General features: G+C 60.1%; 16 protein-coding genes, 1 tRNA gene and 1 pseudogene. 12 read left to right on the top strand and 6 right to left on the bottom strand.

The window, feature by feature from the left end:
• Positions 1 to 10: 10 nt before the first annotated feature.
• A complete protein-coding gene (locus CXY70_RS07865; protein WP_146066090.1) occupies positions 11 to 646 on the bottom strand; it encodes a hypothetical protein in 636 nt (211 codons plus the stop codon).
• A 115-nt stretch (positions 647 to 761) separates the two neighbouring features.
• On the opposite strand from CXY70_RS07865, the gene CXY70_RS07860 reads away from it, so the two are divergent.
• Positions 762 to 2,105 carry a hypothetical protein gene (locus tag CXY70_RS07860; RefSeq protein WP_104191817.1) on the top strand — a complete coding sequence of 448 codons (1,344 nt, stop codon included), beginning with the start codon at positions 762 to 764 and terminating at the stop codon, positions 2,103 to 2,105.
• A 9-nt stretch (positions 2,106 to 2,114) separates the two neighbouring features.
• Positions 2,115 to 2,891, top strand: coding sequence for an EI24 domain-containing protein (locus CXY70_RS07855; protein WP_104191816.1), 777 nt, complete (start codon positions 2,115 to 2,117; stop codon positions 2,889 to 2,891).
• Here CXY70_RS07855 and CXY70_RS07850 read toward each other — a convergent pair.
• Positions 2,888 to 3,841, bottom strand: a complete 954-nt coding sequence (locus tag CXY70_RS07850; RefSeq protein ID WP_104191815.1) for a cytochrome b/b6 domain-containing protein — start codon at positions 3,839 to 3,841, stop codon at positions 2,888 to 2,890. The genes CXY70_RS07855 and CXY70_RS07850 overlap by 4 nt on opposite strands.
• 1,646 nt (positions 3,842 to 5,487) lie before the next feature.
• Here CXY70_RS07850 and CXY70_RS17780 point away from each other — a divergent pair.
• Positions 5,488 to 5,655 carry a hypothetical protein gene (locus CXY70_RS17780; RefSeq protein ID WP_158250934.1) on the top strand — a complete coding sequence of 56 codons (168 nt, stop codon included), beginning with the start codon at positions 5,488 to 5,490 and terminating at the stop codon, positions 5,653 to 5,655.
• A 437-nt stretch (positions 5,656 to 6,092) separates the two neighbouring features.
• On the opposite strand, the gene CXY70_RS17550 is transcribed toward CXY70_RS17780, so the two are convergent.
• The gene (locus CXY70_RS17550; protein ID WP_146066089.1) at positions 6,093 to 6,329 is read right to left on the bottom strand and encodes a hypothetical protein; all 237 of its coding nucleotides are present in this window, start codon (positions 6,327 to 6,329) and stop codon (positions 6,093 to 6,095) included.
• 352 nt (positions 6,330 to 6,681) lie between these two features.
• Between CXY70_RS17550 and CXY70_RS07835 the strand changes: the two genes are divergently transcribed.
• The 6 genes from CXY70_RS07835 (at position 6,682) to CXY70_RS07815 (ending at position 10,764) form a co-directional block, all read left to right on the top strand.
• Entirely contained in the window at positions 6,682 to 6,912 is a 231-nt protein-coding gene (locus CXY70_RS07835; protein ID WP_104191812.1) for a hypothetical protein, read from the top strand.
• 529 nt (positions 6,913 to 7,441) lie between these two features.
• The gene (locus tag CXY70_RS07830) at positions 7,442 to 8,980 is read left to right on the top strand and encodes a sodium/proline symporter (protein WP_104191811.1); all 1,539 of its coding nucleotides are present in this window, start codon (positions 7,442 to 7,444) and stop codon (positions 8,978 to 8,980) included.
• Positions 8,977 to 9,567 carry a hypothetical protein gene (locus tag CXY70_RS07825; protein WP_104191810.1) on the top strand — a complete coding sequence of 197 codons (591 nt, stop codon included), beginning with the start codon at positions 8,977 to 8,979 and terminating at the stop codon, positions 9,565 to 9,567. The genes CXY70_RS07830 and CXY70_RS07825 overlap by 4 nt, the downstream gene beginning before the upstream one ends.
• A gap of 181 nt (positions 9,568 to 9,748) precedes the next feature.
• Positions 9,749 to 9,910, top strand: coding sequence for a hypothetical protein (locus CXY70_RS17775; RefSeq protein ID WP_158250933.1), 162 nt, complete (start codon positions 9,749 to 9,751; stop codon positions 9,908 to 9,910).
• An 11-nt stretch (positions 9,911 to 9,921) separates the two neighbouring features.
• The gene (locus CXY70_RS07820) at positions 9,922 to 10,134 is read left to right on the top strand and encodes a transposase (RefSeq protein WP_104191809.1); all 213 of its coding nucleotides are present in this window, start codon (positions 9,922 to 9,924) and stop codon (positions 10,132 to 10,134) included.
• Between the two features lie 426 nt (positions 10,135 to 10,560).
• Positions 10,561 to 10,764: a hypothetical protein gene (locus CXY70_RS07815; protein WP_104191808.1), complete on the top strand. Its 204-nt coding sequence runs from the start codon at positions 10,561 to 10,563 to the stop codon at positions 10,762 to 10,764.
• 45 nt (positions 10,765 to 10,809) lie between these two features.
• On the opposite strand, the gene CXY70_RS07810 is transcribed toward CXY70_RS07815, so the two are convergent.
• Entirely contained in the window at positions 10,810 to 11,373 is a 564-nt protein-coding gene (locus CXY70_RS07810; protein ID WP_104191807.1) for an ATP-binding protein, read from the bottom strand.
• Positions 11,374 to 11,916: 543 nt separating this feature from the next.
• On the opposite strand from CXY70_RS07810, the gene CXY70_RS07805 reads away from it, so the two are divergent.
• Both CXY70_RS07805 and speB read left to right on the top strand, forming a co-directional pair.
• Positions 11,917 to 13,242 (top strand): MFS transporter, encoded by a 1,326-nt coding sequence (locus tag CXY70_RS07805; protein WP_104191806.1) that lies wholly within the window; start codon positions 11,917 to 11,919, stop codon positions 13,240 to 13,242.
• Between the two features lie 216 nt (positions 13,243 to 13,458).
• A complete protein-coding gene (gene speB, locus CXY70_RS07800; protein ID WP_104191805.1) occupies positions 13,459 to 14,424 on the top strand; it encodes an agmatinase in 966 nt (321 codons plus the stop codon).
• Positions 14,425 to 14,945: 521 nt separating this feature from the next.
• On the opposite strand, the pseudogene CXY70_RS07795 reads toward speB, so the two are convergent.
• Positions 14,946 to 16,090, bottom strand: a pseudogene (locus CXY70_RS07795) (IS3 family transposase).
• Positions 16,091 to 16,170: 80 nt separating this feature from the next.
• On the opposite strand from CXY70_RS07795, the gene CXY70_RS07790 reads away from it, so the two are divergent.
• Positions 16,171 to 16,926 carry a transposase gene (locus CXY70_RS07790; protein WP_104191804.1) on the top strand — a complete coding sequence of 252 codons (756 nt, stop codon included), beginning with the start codon at positions 16,171 to 16,173 and terminating at the stop codon, positions 16,924 to 16,926.
• 189 nt (positions 16,927 to 17,115) lie between these two features.
• Here the strand turns inward: CXY70_RS07790 and CXY70_RS07785 are convergent.
• A tRNA-Leu gene (locus CXY70_RS07785) sits at positions 17,116 to 17,199 on the bottom strand.
• Positions 17,200 to 17,214 lie beyond the last annotated feature (15 nt).

The raw sequence follows: 17,214 nt of genomic DNA, 5'->3' as shown, positions 1-17,214 counted from the left end.
CTGGCTTAGTTCAGCGGATACGCTGGGCCAGCGCTGCGGGGTGATCATCCGGCAGTCCATGCCGTCGGCCGGCCTGCAGCAGCCCCAGGTTCTTCTTCTCCCAGTCGCGCAGCGCCTGGCGCAGGGGGTCGATCGCGGCGCTCTCTGCGCAGCTGCCGGCCGTGCGCCCGCAGGAACACTTCTGCGTCGCTGCGTCGTGGTGCAGCGCTTCGATGCGCCAGATGCCGGCCATGGCCCAGTCGAACTGCCGGTGAGCCAACTCGGTGTTGCGTTCGGCCCGCTTGACCAGGTCGTTCTGCAGCAGGCCGCGTACCCCGTCGATCCCCGCCGTGAACTGGCCGGCCACGACGGCGCTGAGCTCGCCGACCTGATCGCGGAGCGCGGTCAGGTCGTTGTCTCTAGCGACGAGTAAGGCATCCGTTTCGATCATGTATTCGGCGTGGGCGGTCTCGGACGCCGCCCACCGAGCAGCCCACAGCCGCACGTGCTCGAGATCGCGACGTTCCGATTTCTCGGCCCCGATGTGGTGCACGCACAGCGAGCAGACCACCTGGTCACTGCGCGAGGTGAAGTGAAAGGGCTGCGGCGCGAGGCAGCACAGGCAGGCCACTTCAACGTCGACGTACAGCGGATGCGCGTGCGTCACGAATGCCCCCTCTCCCTGTGTACCCTCGAGAATACCGGTGCGGGGCACAGAACCGAGGCACGCACCAGCAGATCGGGACACCATCTTCGCACCTGCCCGCCGTTGCCTGACCGCGATGGCCGTCGTCATCGTCACGATCACCGTGCTGAGCGGCTGCGGCCCGATCAACGCCGGCAGCGCTGCGGGTGTTGACTTCAAGACCTTCATTTCGAGTGAATCCGACGTCGCCGAGGTCGGTCTCTTAGTGAACAACACCCTTCCTTTCTCCGGCTCGGTGGACGCCACCGTCACTCTCGACGACGATGTCTCCGACGAACGGCTGCGCGAACTGACCGACCTCATCGGCCAGTACATCGATGAGCACAAGAAGCTCGTGCAGTGGTCACCCATCGTGCTCGAAACTGGCGCGTTCGGCCTCGCCGTAACGGCCGTGCGCACCGACAACGACCAGCTACTCGGGTTGTACGCCGACCTGCGCGCCGCCGACACCATCGTCGGCGCAGCGATCGGCGAGTTCAGGGTGAGCGTGACTGCGCTCGGCGCCGACCAGCTCGTCGCGGCCTACGACCAGGCCGACACCCTCCTGGCCAACTACCCGTTCTTCGACCCAGCAGAATTATTCGCGGCAGATCCAACGGCCGCCTTCGAGATGTCCGGCAGCGACCTGACCAGAGACGACTTGTACGGCGAGACGGGATCCGAGCCCAGAATCCGGCCCGACGCCGCCATTAGCGCCTTTCATGACGCGAACGTGGCCTTTGATCTTGCCAGCGCCGGCTTATCGCCCATCGCATTCGGTCTCAAACTGCGAAAACAAGCGGATGTCGCACCCGCCACCGCCTTCATAGCCGCACGGCCCGACTACGCGACCCTCGGCAATGTCACGATCACCTCGAACCTGGTCACCCTGCAGGACGAAGGCGATTACTCAGCCACCAATCGCATCGTGGATGTGCTCGGCGACTACCCCGGAATCATCGAGATTGGAGTGTCCCCGAACGGTCTGCGTTTCGTCGTCGACATGGGCACCACTGCGCAGGCTGTCGACATGATTCTCGCGAACAACGCCGATGTGGCCGCCCTGGATTTTCTCAGCTATGAGACAAGGGTTGCCGTGCACTCGTTCTACGTTTCGAACACCGACTACCTTGATCGGCAGAGTGCCATGACCACGGCGAATGCCCTTCTGGCCGACGATTTCGTCACGAGTGTGAGGAGCATCGCCGACGAGCACGAAGTGGTCGTCCAGAATACCGCTGGTCTCGCCGAGTTCGCGCCCCTCGCGAAGCGGGCGATCGCGTACGGAATCACCGTCGACCTGGAGACCAACGACTTTCGGCTACGGTTCGAGGCGACCTCGCCTCTTACCGTTTTGTCGCCGAACAGCGAATTCGATGACACCGACCCGGTCCTCACGGACGCCTTCATCGCCGCGTGGAACGCAGCACCGGCAAGATAGGGTTTTCGAATGCCGCCCCGTTCCTCCTCGGCCCGACCCACCGCGACCCGCGAGTTCCTCGCCGGCGCCGGTTTTCTCGGTCGCGGCCTCAAAATGTGGATCACGTCACCGCGCCTCATGCTGCTCGGCGCCCTGCCGGCGTTCATCGTCGGCATTGCCTATCTCGCCGGCATCGTGGTGCTGCTCATCAACCTGGAGGCCATCACCGTGGCCATCAGTCCGTTCGCAAGCGGCTGGGGAGAGCCGTGGCGCACGGGTATGCGGGTGGTGGCCGCCGCGGCGGTCGCGGCTGCCGGCATCCTCTTATTGGCGTACACGTTCGTGGCCGTAACACTCGCAGTCGGCGACCCTTTCTATGAGCGCATCTGGCGCGCGGTCGAAACCCGCCTCGGCGATGCGCCGGTCGAAGTCCCGCGCGGCATTCTGCGGTCCGTAGCCGACGCCGTGCGACTGGTCGGTCTCGCCGTCGGGGTGGCTCTGCTGCTTTTGGTTTGTAGCCTGATTCCCGGGCTCGGCCAACTGCTCGCGCTCGTTCTCGGGGCGCTGTTCGGCGGCTGGATCCTGACGCTCGAACTCACCGGCTTCGCCTTCGACGCCCGCGGCTTTACCGTGAAACAGCGACGACGGATGCTGCGCGCGCGCCGCCCCCGCAGCCTCGGCTTCGGTGTGCTCACCTACCTGTTGTTCCTCATTCCGGGCGCGGCCGTCATCGTGATGCCCGCGGCGGTGGCCGGCGCGGCCATGCTCAGCCGAGATGTGCTCGCGCCTGGACCCGAAGCGAGTTAGCGTTTGCGGTGAATGATGCGGCCGCTGCGAGCCGCGATCGCACGCACGATCGCCGGGCGCGCGCCCGCCCAAATTCCAGCCGTGACCAGCAGCGCGGCGACGAAGATCCAGACGCCGGTCCATCCGTCATCATTGCGCGCGGCGTACATGTGGTTGAGGTTTGCGCGAGCGCCGGTCGTGAGCACGAGCGTCACGTGAACGACAATGAACGCCACGAAGAAGATCAGCACGGCGAAGTGCAGCTTGCGCGCCAGGGGCAGGGGAAAGACGCGATCAAGGCGTCGGAACCGGGCGGAGAGGCCCGGTGACATGCGCAGGCCGGTCACGAGCGCGATCGGCGCCGCAATGAACACCACAACGAAGTAACTGAGCAGCTGGAGGGCGTTGTAGTGCACCCAGCCCGAGTCGGTCGGCCAATTGAGCGAGGCATACTGCAGGCCGGCCGACACCGCGTTAGGAAAGACGTCCCAGTTGGTAGGAACCAGGCGCAGCCATTGACCGGTCGCAAACAACAGAACATAAAAGAGGACGCCGTTGACGACCCAGAGGGTGTCAAAGACAATGTGTTGCCAGAGGTTCAGAGTGATTCGAATCGGAGGATTCTTCGTGCGGAACAACCCTGAGTTCGTGCGCGTCCAGAACACGGACGGGGGTTTGGTCGTGCGCACCTGCCAGCCGGTACGAATCACGAACAGAATAAAGACGGCATTCAGGCCGTGCTGCCAGGCCAGCCAGGCCGGTATTCCAACCGGGGTGGCGGCGGGATGCGTCGAGACACCGGGATAGCCACGCGTGAACGATTCGACCGGCGGCAGGCCACGAATTTCGTTTGCCGCGAGCACCAAGAGTGCCAGCGTGACGAGAACGGCAGGCACGATCCAGGCGAGCCGAAACCACCGGTTCGGCCGGCTCGCACGAAACAAGCTCAGCCGGGAGGAACCCGTCGTCATCGTGATCCGTTCTCGTCCGGACAAATTGCCGGAGCGTCCCCGCAAGGCTACTTGCCCCTCACGCCGGGATGTCGTTCAATGACGCGGTAGGTCACATTGCCAGCGACAAGCGCTCTCCGCAGGCGGGCCGATGGCTACTTAACGACACAGGGCCTCCGATTTCTCGAAGGCCCTGACGGTTCGCATGGATTGCGCGGCATTCCGCACCCATCAGCAGTGGGTGTTTCAGCTTATTCGGCAGGCCTTGCAACGACTGTGCAGTTTTGTCCCGCCGATTCACCATTCCAGGCTTAGGACTTAATCGTTCCAGCGCTTCGACAATTATTCCGCAACCACGCGAATTTCCTCTAGAACATTGGATTCTCGAGCTGGACACTCCGACTGGGACACATTGACCGGTGGATGCTGCCCAGCCACCTACCAGCGCGCGATTCTGCTCAATGAACGACTGGATCACCTACGGAGCGACTGGCCGTGGATTCAACTCTGATGCCGCCGTCGTCACGACCACGACCAACGAAGGTGGATCGGCTGTTGTCAACGCTGTAGGCGGTCATGGGCTTATCACTGGGGGTGCTGAGTACGTCTTTGATGCCTCCCTTTTTGGATACCCAGCAAATCTCGACGACGGCGAGGTCATCTGGGCATGCTGGGGAACCACGGGAACCCGCAGCGTGGACAACTATAAATTTCATTCAACCAGCGGATGCGACTTTGGAGGCGGAGCCTCGGGAGGTCCTTGGCTCAAGGACTTCAGCAACGATTCCGGGCTCGGTAATCTAAAGTCTGTCAGTTCATTTGGCCCAACGGACAGCACTACTTATATCAGCGGCCCGTTCTTCAGAAGTGACATTCCGACAATGTGTGCATCCGCAGATGCAGATTGGTAGAGGACAGATTTGTTGGGATCGACACGACTCGTGGCGGGAGCGTTTTTAGCCGTGTGCCTGCTGGGAGCCTCTGCTTGCTCAACAAACCCCTCCGACGACTCGCTCGGGGTCGAAGAGGGCGGTTCCACTGCAGTGCCAGCTCCCTCTACAAGTGGCAGTCCAGCACCTGAAGATGAAATTCCACGCGATGATCTCGTCGAGGAAAGAGTCCTGCCATGGACGGATTCGGCGAACGTCTCGGACACCCAAGTCCGTGTGTTCTTCGTCGGAGGAAATCCTGCGTGTTACGGAACGCGCGCAATCACTGAGCAAACCGATTCGGAAGTCGCTGTGGCGCTCATCCTTGGCACCTTGCCGGAAGCGCCGGAAGCGTGCACTGCCCTGGCGTTTCAGGGCTCGCTACTCATCGATCTCGACGCACCTCTCGGGGACAGGCCTGTAGTCAAACTTTCGATCGAGGGTGCCGTTCCACCATCGAAATAATGCAAAGTGCCCAGATCTGTCAGATCTGCCACCACTACGAGCGGTGCTGAAAGTACTCGCCGGGGCAAGATAGCGGAGCAAACAACACCTTGCTGTTGCGTCTCGTCTTTTTTTGGTGGTCCTGACCCCGTGCCTGTGGAACGGGGTCAGAGCCACCAAGACCGGTTGTGGCAACTGCACGATCAGCGTCCACACTTTCGGTCAATCGCCAAGGTTTCCTGACCCACTCGACGACTTCTCGGTGTCAGGAATGGTTGGGTAGCTTAGACACTCATGAAACGGCTGGTATCCGTCGTTCTCCCGGTGATGGCGTGCTCGTATTTTGCTTTCTACGGGCTGGCACCAGCGGCAGGCTCAAACGGATGGCGCGTCGATCCAGTCGTCGTCGAGTTCCACCTGCAGCCCACTTTTGCCCGGCTCCACACGAAGTACTGCCAGTGAGTGCCGCACACACCGTTAAAAACCGAAGGCCGGCCGAGTATTTCTAATCGACCGGCCGGTTCGCTTGGATTTCATGAAAACGAATCATCAATTTCTTGAAACACCCACAGTGGGTGTTTCAGCTTATTCGAGAGGCCTTGCTACGACTGGGTAGTAACGACATAGGTGTGAGGTCATTCCAGGCTAACGATGATGCCGTTCCGGCGTTCTCGCTCTGAATCGTGTTTGGAGCATTACTTAGCCTGTGATTTAGCCACGGATTCAGTCCATGATCCCTCGCGAATCCGACTCTCGAAAGTTTCGACTTGTCGCTCCATGATCTCGAATTTGGTCGAGAAACCCTTCATACCGGAAACACGTTTTAGTCCCGTTCGGGGGGCGTTACTGCGTATTTCTCCTGCGTGATGGCGCCGATGTGCCGATTAGGATAAGCGGTATTAGTCTCTAGGAGCGTGCCGGGAGAGGGCGAGCGGGATGATCGATGACGCTGGGCTCGGGTCAGATCCGACCGAAAGCCATCTGGCTGGCATGCCGGCGGCGATCGTGATGCCCGACGAAATCTCAACGCTGTCCCACGCGACGAGCGGTCCGATGAGACGGCTGTCTGTGCCTATTGCTCCGGTGCCGTGAACCGGAAGCCCGGGCCACGCTGCGAGGCCCGCGGCGTCTTCCACCAGGTCGACTGTTGGAATGAATTTGAAGGCTGCACCACGTATGGCTGCGCCAATTCTCCCGACATGATCAAGTTCCCGGGGGTCCAATGACCAGTCCACGAATGCGCCGATTGGCGGCGGACTACGAGCAGCTTCGTCACCGCTTTGACGCTCACGCATCAGTGCGGATTGATCCTATCGGCACCGTGCCCGCCAGAACGGTACCGCATCACTTACACAGTGCCGTCACTTCAACTCGACGAGCGGAATCGACCCGTGATTGTTCACAGCACGGTTATCGACATTGACCTCCCGATCGGGTCTAATAACAACTTCTCTAATTAGGTGCCGGCCGAAGCACAGGCCCATAGTTATGGCCGCTGGTTCCGCCAACCAATATGTTTTGCTCGACCTGCAACCCGGTCGCAGTGATTTTCTTAGTCAGGTCGTACTGACCCAGAGCTTGTTAGACCTGTCCTATGTCGGACTGGCGCTCGATCCCGAATGGCGGCTCGACCCTAATCAGCGCTATCTCGTGCAGATTGGCTTTGTCGGTGTAACGGAGATCAATGCGGCATCAGCTGGCTCGATGCCTTGTGCCTGACCGGCAATGCCTATAAGCTCCAAAAGTCGGGGTGACAGTTTAGATTACATATAAACCGAGGGCGCAACGCAGCACCCTCGGACCAAATTATGTTTTTTAAATATCTGGTAGGCAGCTGCTTTTGTGCGAAAATTTCGCGCATACGCGCGAAATTGTGCCGAATCGTTCCGGAGGAATACCTTCGTTCTGATCGCTCTCGACCCGACGGTGGGTAGCCAATTGCTACGGCTTGAGAGGGGGATCGTAGCCCACAACGTACCGAGCCAGGTGCCCTTGTCAGCTCAAAGTCACGCCAAAAGTCTTTGATAACCTCGCCGTCCGAACCGAGCACACGGTAGGGCAGCCGTGTTAAATCTCCGCCTGAGCAAATGAACGCTTAGACGGCCAAATCGCCAGGAGAACTGTTGTTAAACCTGCCTTTTTTTACTTCATCAGTGTTGATCGGAGTTCCCGTGTTCTGGATTCTCTACACCGTCGGGTTTATGTGGGTGTCCCGACATTGGGCACGCGAAGACGAAGGGGGTCCGGAATGACTACCGAGGTCAACTTCCTACTTTTCTACTTTTTGATTCTCATTGGCATTGGCATCTGGGCCATGCGCCGCGGCGCGGGCAAGGGCCTGGATAACTACCTGCTCGGCGGTCGAAGCATGGGGCCCGCTGTCACTGCCTTGACCTTGCAAAGCACATCTATGAGCGGGTATATGTTTCTTGGCGCTGGTTCGCTGGCCTACACCCAGGGTTATTGGAGCCTCTGGTACGCACTCGGCGACCTCGGCGGCGGCGTGCTCAACATGTCCGTGCTGGGGCGCCGCATGCGCAAGCTGTCCCAAATCCTCGGGGCCGTCACCTCGATCGAATACCTGGAACGTCGCTATCCGTCGGCGCTCACTCGCATAATCGCCGCTCCGCTCGCATTGATCTGCCTATTTTTCTACGTTCTGGCGCAGTTCATTGCTGGCGGAAAGGGCTTAGCGCTCGTTACCGGCTTCTCTTATCCGCTGGCCCTCGGCATCGCCATCGGTGTCATCGTTCTGTACACGTTCCTAGGCGGCTACCTCGCTGTGGCATACACGGATTTCTTTCAGGCGATCATCATGTTGATCGGGGTTCTGTGGGTTCTCTTCGCAGCGCTGGCCACCCTCGGCGGCCTTGGTGCTGCTAATGAACGAATCGGTGAGATCGATTCCTCTCTGCTGACGATGTGGGGAAAGGATCTCGCAAATTACGGCCAATGGGGGCTGATTATCGGGGCGCTGTTGGTGTTCTCGATCGGCTACCTGGGCTGGCCGCACGTGGTGACCCGGCACATGGCCATGAAACGCCCGAGTGTCGCGCGCAAGGCCGGCGGTTACTCAATGCTCTTCAATATCCTCTTTGTTCCGGCCCCGTACCTCGTCGGCATCGTCGCTCTTCTGATCGTTCCGATCGGCACGGACCCGGAGATGGCCATCTTCGCCACCGCTCAGTTGTTGCTTCCCCCCGCCGTGGTCGGCATCGTCATGGCCGGCATTATGGCTGCCATCATGTCCACCGCCGATTCAATCCTGCTGCAAGCCGGTACCATTGCGAGTCGGGACATCTACCACCGCTTCATCAACAAGAAGATGAACGAGAAAAACATGGTGTGGGTCTCCCGTGGAATGGTGCTCGCTTTAGCCATCGTCGGATTCTTCATCGCCATTTTTCAGCCTCCAGCAGTCTTCGCTCTCGTAATCTTCGCGACGACGATTCTGGGCAGCGCTTTTGTGCCCTGTTATGTGGCTGCCGTGTGGTGGAAGAAAGCGAACACCGTTGGGGCGGTCTCCTCGATGGTCGTGGGAACCGCCGTCCCAGTGATCTGGGAGATCTTCAGCTTGGTTTCGCGCACGGGATTGGATTCGATGCTCGTGGGCATCGTCAGCTCCGTCACGGCGATGATTGTCGGCAGCCTGCTGACGCAGACGAGCTGCCCAGTCCCGGCACACATTCAGGCGGCCCTCGGCGAGACGGAGCGTCTCGGCCCGATCCCGGCCCAACTGCTCAAGGGCCAGGACGTGATCATGGCGACGGAAGCCTCGGTCCGTTGAGCGCCGCGATACCGGTCGTCGGGCCACAGCCAGCTCCGCCCACCACGGCTGACCAGCAGTCACGCCGCATCCCCTCCGGCATCAGTCGCAACCGGGCCATCCGGCTCGTGCTGAACCGCGCTCCCGACCTCGTCTGCACGAATGCCCGAATGGTGCACCATCCTTATGCCGGCTATATCTATGCCGTTCAACAGCGAGCTTTCGGCCGAAGCCTCCACGGAGTCGCCCATATCTTGGTCGACCGGTGCAGCGGCGGCACGAGCACGAGTGATCCCTGGCCCGATCCGGTTCTGCTAGAACCGGGCGAAACACTGGATGCTGTGCCCGCAACGATCAGTGAGGAACACGCCGAGGACGGTGCCCGGCAATGCGCGGTGCGCACCGCCTTGCACCGGCGTCGCGCCCTGATCCCGATCGAGGTCACAAGCGTCAGTAGCGCCCCACTGTTATACAAGCCGAATTGGCTACTCGACCTGCAATTGCCCGCGGATGGCGGCACAGTGAAAGTCTTGGTCGACGCCTTGACCGGCGCCTATCATCTGGTACCCGGTGGAGTCGTTCAGATCGAACCAGCCGCCGCCGGGTAAGGACTAATTGCGCCCGTATGGTGATTTGAGACAGAGATTAGGAGAATCTGTTTCATGACTAATCGTCGAAAGTCCAGTGCGGAGTTGCGGGCTGAGGCTCTGGAGCTGGGGATTTCATCGGGCCGGCCGGTCGCGCAAGTCGCCCGCAGATCGGTGTCGTCGAGGGACGCTGGGCAACTGAATGCGTCTCTGGAAAGAGGAACACCCCGAGGCGGATGCTGCCGAACCGGGCCCGGTCGAATGGGCCAAATACGAGGCCCTGCAGGAGGAGAATACTGAACTGAAAAGGGAGATCGAATTCCTGGGAAAAGTTCGCGCCTTCTTTGCCGCGAAGCAACGCTAGACGACTACTTCGTGTTTATCTTGGCGGAGCAGGCATCCTTCCCCATCGACTGGATGTGCCGCAAAATTAAGGTATCGCGGGCCTCGTTCTACCGCTCGCTGCGCCCGAACGTTCCGACACCAACGCAGGTGCGTCACACCCTGCTGGACGCGCACGTAACGCGGGTCTACGAGCGCGAGAAGGGCATGGCCGGCCAGGACCAGATCACCACCATCCTCAGCTAGAAAGGCATCAGCATCGCCAACGGCACGGCCGGAACGGCCCTCACCGGCCGCGAAAGGAGAATCTCCGCCTTACGGGTGAGTTGGATACGGCACGTCAGGTGATCACTATCCAGGAAAAACTCTCGGCTCTGTTGGATCAACTTTCGACCAACAGCAGCGCGACGAACACCGAGAAATAATCGACACCACCACTATCGAGCTCGTCCCCCTCGCCGGCACCAGGGACGCGTGCCGAGCCGTGGGACGGTCACGTGCCATGCGCTACCGCCAGCACCCTTGCACACCACGACCACCATCTTCGCCGCAGCCCCGGCCCCAGCCCCAGCCAACGAAGCTGCCGTGGGCGCTATCCGAGCCTGAGCGCGCCGCTGTTTTGGAGGTGGTTTTCACCGTCCCGAGGAAATCATCGGGCACGGAGCGAAGCTCGTGGACTCCCACCAACGGCTCGGTTCCACCAGCGGCCTCGTCATCGTCGACCGCGCCTACAACGGGGAAAAAGCCCGCAACTTTCAGATTCCCCTCCTGCAGAAATTCGCCTACAAATCAAAGGAACATCGCAAGCACTTCGGCATGCGCAGCCTGGTCGAGTCCGCCAACAAGACGCTGAAGTGGCGAGTAGCGCGGTTCTAACGAGGTGGTAGCGGCCCGGGCGTGGTGCCCGAGCCGCCCCCGGCGTCACTCCCAGTAGCTCTTCTGGGCGCGGGCTTGGTCGTTGCGGTGCTGGCGCATGTCGATCTGGCCGAGGTTGATGATCCGGGTGTTGTTGGCGAGGCGGTTCACGATCGAGTCCGCCGCGACCCGGTCAGGCAGCTCGGCGACCCGGTGCGCTGGTCCCGTCTGCGAGGCGATCATCGTCGGGAGCCGGTGCTCCCGGTTGGCGAGGATCGCGAATATGTCGCTGGCCGCGTCGCTGTCGATGCCGACGTTGAGGAAATCCTCGATGATGAGCAGGTCGATGTTGGAGAGCTCATTCAACAACTTCTGGTGGGCGATGCCGTCGCCGCGCGCGATGACGAGCCTTAGTGCCAGGTCGTCCATTCGGAAGTAAAAAACGGAGTGCTCACTCTGGCAAGCGCCAATGGCCAGCGCGCAGGCAAGGTAGGTTTTCCCGCCCCCGGTCGGCGAGATGATGAGCAGGTTCGTCGCATCGGAGCGCCAGTCATGGGCGGCATAACGTCGCGTCACTAGACCCACGTCCAGCGCGTCAGGCCAGAAATACCGTTCACGAGTCAGTCCCATTCCGCTGTCCGAAATAGCCGCGGCAGGTCAGTTCTTGGGCTCGACATCGCTGACAGTGAAAACGAAGGCTCCTCGATCAGCTTTTCCAGTCTCTCAAATGCGAACAGGCTGCACTTGGGCGGGTGAAGCTTTTGGTGCGCGGTGGCGTTTAATGAATCGCTGCTGTGCACGGACCGATGGGTTACGGACTTTCAGGAGCTGCCGATAAAGCCCGAAGTCCACCCACTCATCATGAAAGAAAATGCTGCAACTCTATTGAAATTGAACTTGAACTTGAAGTAGCAGAGACGCAGTGAAATGAGACTGGAAGCCCCAATCAGACACAATTCCTCAAGCAACCTATTTCAGATTTGCAACTAAATATAGTCTTTCTGACCCCATGTCGATTGTTTCGCCTTATTCGCGATAAATGGATTAGTGTCGGCTTTGGGCATGCGGAACGCTGTTGTTTCGCATTGTCGTCGAACGACTCAACGTTGATTCGCTAGAGGGTAACTCCACGAAGCAAGCCTTCGATATATTAACCGAGTAAGGACAAAGTCCATGAATACGAAAGCCTCACACACACGTCCTCGCAAAGCTGCTTTCGCCGCACTCGCCGGCACGAGCATCGAGTGGTACGACTTCTTCATCTATGCCACCGCAGCAGCGTTGGTTTTCAGACAAGTCTTCTTCCCACCAGATATGGATCCGGTTATCGGCACGATCGTTGCTTTCGGAACGACATCGTTCGGTTATCTGGGACGCCCAATCGGTGCATTCATCTTTGGCCACCTCGGTGACCGGATCGGCCGCAAGCCAGTGCTGGTCGCCACACTCATGCTCATGGGGCTCGGCACCGTAGGAATAGGCCTATTGCCGACCTACGAGACAGTTGGCCCACTCGCTCCTCTCCTCCTGATCACTTTGCGACTGCTGCAGGGAGTTGCCATGGGTGGAGAATGGGGCGGCGCTGCCCTTTTGGCCGTCGAGCATGCCCCCGCAAACCGTCGCACGTTCTTCGGTTCGTTCGTACAGCTTGGATCAGCCGTCGGAGCGACGCTTTCAGCCGCCATGTTCGCTCTTTCCGAGATGATCGGAGATGGCCTGGTCGCGGGTTCATGGCGAATTCCTTTTGTTGCTTCTGCGGTCCTGCTCATCATCGGACTGGTCATTCGTCTTCAGGTCGGTGAGTCGCCTGAGTTCGTGCGTGCAGTCGCGAAAGGCGAGATTACAAAGGCGCCAGCTCGTGTGGTGCTCACCAAAATGCCCAAGAGACTCCTCATCGGCATCGGTGCCATGCTTGTAGCCACGGGCGGGTATTACGTGACGTCATCGTTTTTCCTCGCCTATGCCACGGAGCAGGCTGGTGTTCCAGTGGCTCTTGTCCTGAATGCTCTGATCGTTGCGGGACTGTTCGAAATGGTGTTCATGCCACTGGCCGGCCTTCTGGGCGACAAGTGGAAACCCCAGTACGTCGTCGTCGTCGGATTGGTCGGAATCACATTGATTGCCGTTCCGCTGTACCTTCTGTCGCACACCGGCTCAATGCTCGTCATCACGGTCATGCTGTCAATGACCGCCCTGTTCACGGCATGCAACTATGGCCCGATGGCGAGCATTCTGTCGTCTATCTTCCCGGTCAACGTGCGCTACACCGGCACATCATTCGCGTACCAGGGTGCGGCGCTGACCGCTGGAGTGCTGACACCGATTGTGCTTCCCACGCTCTTGGGGATCGCTGGTGGTTCACCCTGGCTGATCTTCTGCTATCTCGCAGTGTTCTCTGCTGTCGCTGCCGGCTGTGTGCTGGCGACGAGAAAACTGGCTGTCGCTATTCCTGTAGCGGAAAGCGTCCTTCCAAGCGCACCTGTCTCAGAGCTGCAATAACACGTTTGGCAGGTCAGGAGCGGCTCGGCTATCGCGACCGAGTCGCCAGTGGCCGCGACCACGGCACGACAGGGCGGGACGAAAATCGGAGTACGCATCGGACTCCGAGTTCGCACCCTCACCATCCAATGAACGCTTCAATCGGTGATCTGAACACTGTCATCGTCACGACAACCGGGGTGAACAGTGCCCCGCACACGAATCGAGTCTTCTAGCATGAACAAAATCATCGGTCAGGTAAATGGCCAGGAATCCCCGCGCTACGCCGGGCTGACCACCTTCGCCCGCCTCCCCCGACGCGAGGATGTCGAGAACTTTGACATCGCGGTCGTGGGGATCCCCTTCGATGCCGGGGTCACATTTCGGCCCGGAGCGAGATTCGGACCGTCTGCGATCCGGGAAGCATCGCGACTGCTGCGTCCCTACAATCCTGCGCTGGAAAACAGACCCTTCTCTGATTCACAGGTGGTGGACGCCGGAGACATTGACTGCAACCCGTTCGACATACCCAAGGCACTGTCACAAATCGAGGCGGGGCTGGCTGAACTCATGTCAAACGGAGCCCCCGTGGTCTCACTCGGCGGTGACCACACGATCGCCCTGCCCGCTCTCCGCGCTGCCCACCGCGAGCACGGTCCGCTCGCCTTGGTCCATTTCGACGCGCACCTCGACACGTGGGACACCTACTTCGAAATGCCGTACACACATGGCTCTCCGTTTCGTCGTGCGTCCGAAGAGGGCCTCATTCGCAAGGACCGCTCGGTTCATGTTGGCGTGCGTGGCTCGCTCTACGATGAAAAAGACCTCATCGATGACAAGGAATTAGGTTTCACGATCGTCAGTTGCCGTGACTTCGACCGTATCGGAGTCGATGGCATCCTCGAACGTGTCCTCGAACGGGTAGGCGACACCCCTCTTTACGTCTCCGTGGATATCGACGTCCTCGACCCGGCACACGCACCGGGCACCGGAACACCGGAAGCCGGTGGGATGACCAGCCGTGAACTCTTGGCCGTGGTGCGTGGCCTTCGGCACAACAAGATCGTCGCGGCAGACATCGTTGAAGTGGCACCAGCCTATGACCACGCAGCGATCACCTCGGTGGCTGCGGCAAATCTCGCTTACGAGTTCATCAGCATCATGGCCGGGCAACAGAAGACGCGTCCACCCCGATCGAAATAGCCGCGACGAGGAAACAGAACCGTCTGACCGCGAGGGAATCAGATGGTTCACGAGTCATGGCAGGCGAGAAGAACTTGCACGAATCTGGCCAGTCAGTCGGCTCGGGCCGATCAAAAGAATGAACCGTTGAACCGGCTCGGTGTTCATGCAGCAGTGAAGTAGTGTGCGTGGTGAGCGGTCAACGATTTTCAAGATGGGCGGGTCGCTGTATTAATCGGCGGCGGCGATGAGCTTCTGGGGCGTCTAAGTGGCTCACTAGCCGACGACGACGAGGATAAGGCCGACTCAGCGGTTTCGGGCCGTCGCCGGCGTTGACGTGCACGTCGGCGGTTTCCTCGACGCGGGACGGAATCGTCGGTGTCGCACGAACCGGTTCCTCCTGGAAAAAACCGACCGAAATTCGTCTCCGACGGGCATTCAGAGTCGACTTAGTACGCAGAAAATAGTGCAGTGTGATAGAAAAAATCCAGCACATCTGAGGGGACTGCCCCGAGTTCAGTTGACTCTGGGGGTTAGTGGTTTTAGGCGGCGTTGAAGGCCATGTTTATTGTCTCAAACTCGATCGGGGTGAGCTTGCCAAGGCGGCGTTGTCGTCGCCGGCGGTGGTAGGTCCGTTCAATCCACACGACCATCGCCAGGCGGAGTTCGTCCCGGGTGGCCCAGCGTTGCCGGTCGAGGACGTTCTTCTGCAGCAACGCGAAGAACGACTCCATCGCGGCGTTGTCGCCACACGCGCCGACCCGGCCCATCGATCCAGTGATGCCGTTGTTCTTTAGCACCCGGACGAAGGCGTTAGACCGGAATTGCGACCCGCGGTCGGAGTGAAGGATCGTCCCCTCGATGGTCCGCTGCCCGATCGCGTTGCGGGCGGCGGCGACGGCCAGCGACGCTTTCATTCGTGAGTCGATGGAGTAGCCGACGATCTTGTTCGAGTAGACGTCCTTGATAGCGCAGAGGTAGATCTTGCCCTCGTCGGTGCGGTGCTCGGTGATGTCGGTCAGCCAGAGCTGGTTCGGACGGGTCGCGGTGAACTTCCGTTTGACGAGGTCATCGTGCACCGGCGGCCCGGCCTTCCGCGTCAGGCCGCGTTTCTTCGCGAACACACTCCAGAGCCGCTGCTGGGAACACAGCCGCCAAACCCGGTTCTCGCCCACCGTCAGGCCGGCCTGATTGAGTTCGTCGGCGATGAACCGATAGCCGAACGCGGGGTCGTCGTGGTGGGCGTCCCAGCCGCGTTGGAGAGGTGCGCGTCGTCCCAATCGCGTTACGACACCGGGTTACGAACCCATTGGAAGAAGGCTTGCTTGGAGCAAGTTCAATACCCGGCAGGTCACCGTGACAGGGATCCTGTCGACGGCCAGTTCACGGACCAGCGGGTACATCATTTTGGGTTGACGTCACGGGAAAGATAGGCGACGGCACGGCGTATGACCTCGGCTTCTTGCTCGAGCAACCGGATACGTTTCTTCGCATCCCGCAGTTCTGCGGACTCCTTCTCCGTGACTCCTGGCTTGACGCCGTCTTCAACGTCGGCTTTCTTAAACCAGTTCGCCAGGCAGGACTCCGAGACCCCGAAGTCTTTCGCGATCTGGTTCAGCGGAGCTTCGTGCTTCCGGGCGACCGCGACAACATCACGGCGAAACTCGGGTGGGTAGGGCTTGGGCATGATGACATCCTTCCAGTGAAGACGAATCTCCACAGGTCAGGAGTCAACCAAACCGGGGGCAGTCCCAGTCACCACGAACCATATTCGCCGGGGTTGATACCCACAAAGACACGCACTATGTCGCTATCGTTGACGACCACGGACAACCGATCGCCGACAGGGAGTTCCTCGCTGTCGGGAGCGGCTATCGCAAAATCATCGAGTTCCTCCACGCCTACGGCATCGTCGAAACTGTTGGCGTCGAAGGGACCGGTTCCTACGGTGCGGAACTTGCCCGCGTTTTGGCGAATGCCGGAATGCGCGTGGTTGAGGTCACTCGCGCCAACCGTGCCGAGCGTCGGTTGCGCGGCAAATCCGATCCCCTCGACGCCCACCAAGCGGCGATGTCGGTTCTCGCTGGGCGAGGGTTATCAACCCCGAAACAACGCGATGGCGACGTCGAGTCGATGCGGGTCTTACTTGCGGAACGCTCCTCTGCCACCAAGGCGCGCACGGCCAGCATCAATCAGATCCATGCCCTGTTGGTGAGCGCACCCGAGGCCATCCGGCAAGATTTTCGCCGATACGACGGCAACAAACTCACGGTTGTGCTCTCGCGCACACGACCCACACCGGGCACTATTCCGGAGCTGATTCTGCGGGCATCAGCGAAACGCCTCGCTCTACGCCATCAGGTGCTGACAGCGGATATCGCCCTTATTGACGGCCAACTTGGCCAACTCGCCAGCCGGCAGAATCCGGCTCTCATAGCCGCAAGCGGTGTGGGCCCGTTTTTTGCCGCGCACCTGCTCGCCACTGCCGGCGACAACCCAGACCGCATCTCCACCAAGGCTTAGTTCGCTGAGAGCCTTAGCCTGCCCACCAGCCGGCATTTTTGCATTTGACGCGCGGGCGCCATTTCGAAACCGCCAGTGAGTGCCGCACACACCGTTAAAAACCGAAGGCCGGCCGAGTATTTCTACTCAACCGGCCCGTTCGCTTGGATTTCATGAAAACGTAACGTCAATTTCCTGAAACACCCACAGTGCGCGAGAGGGGACTTGAACCCCTACGTCCTTTCGAACACTGGCACCTGAAGCCAGCGCGTCTGCCAATTCCGCCACTCGCGCGAACTTAGGAATGCT

The organism is Cryobacterium sp. Y82 (assembly GCF_002929495.1).
Lineage (GTDB): Bacteria > Actinomycetota > Actinomycetes > Actinomycetales > Microbacteriaceae > Cryobacterium > Cryobacterium serini.
Note: the sequence above shows the minus strand (reverse complement) of the source record. Positions and strands in the feature narration are given on the sequence as shown.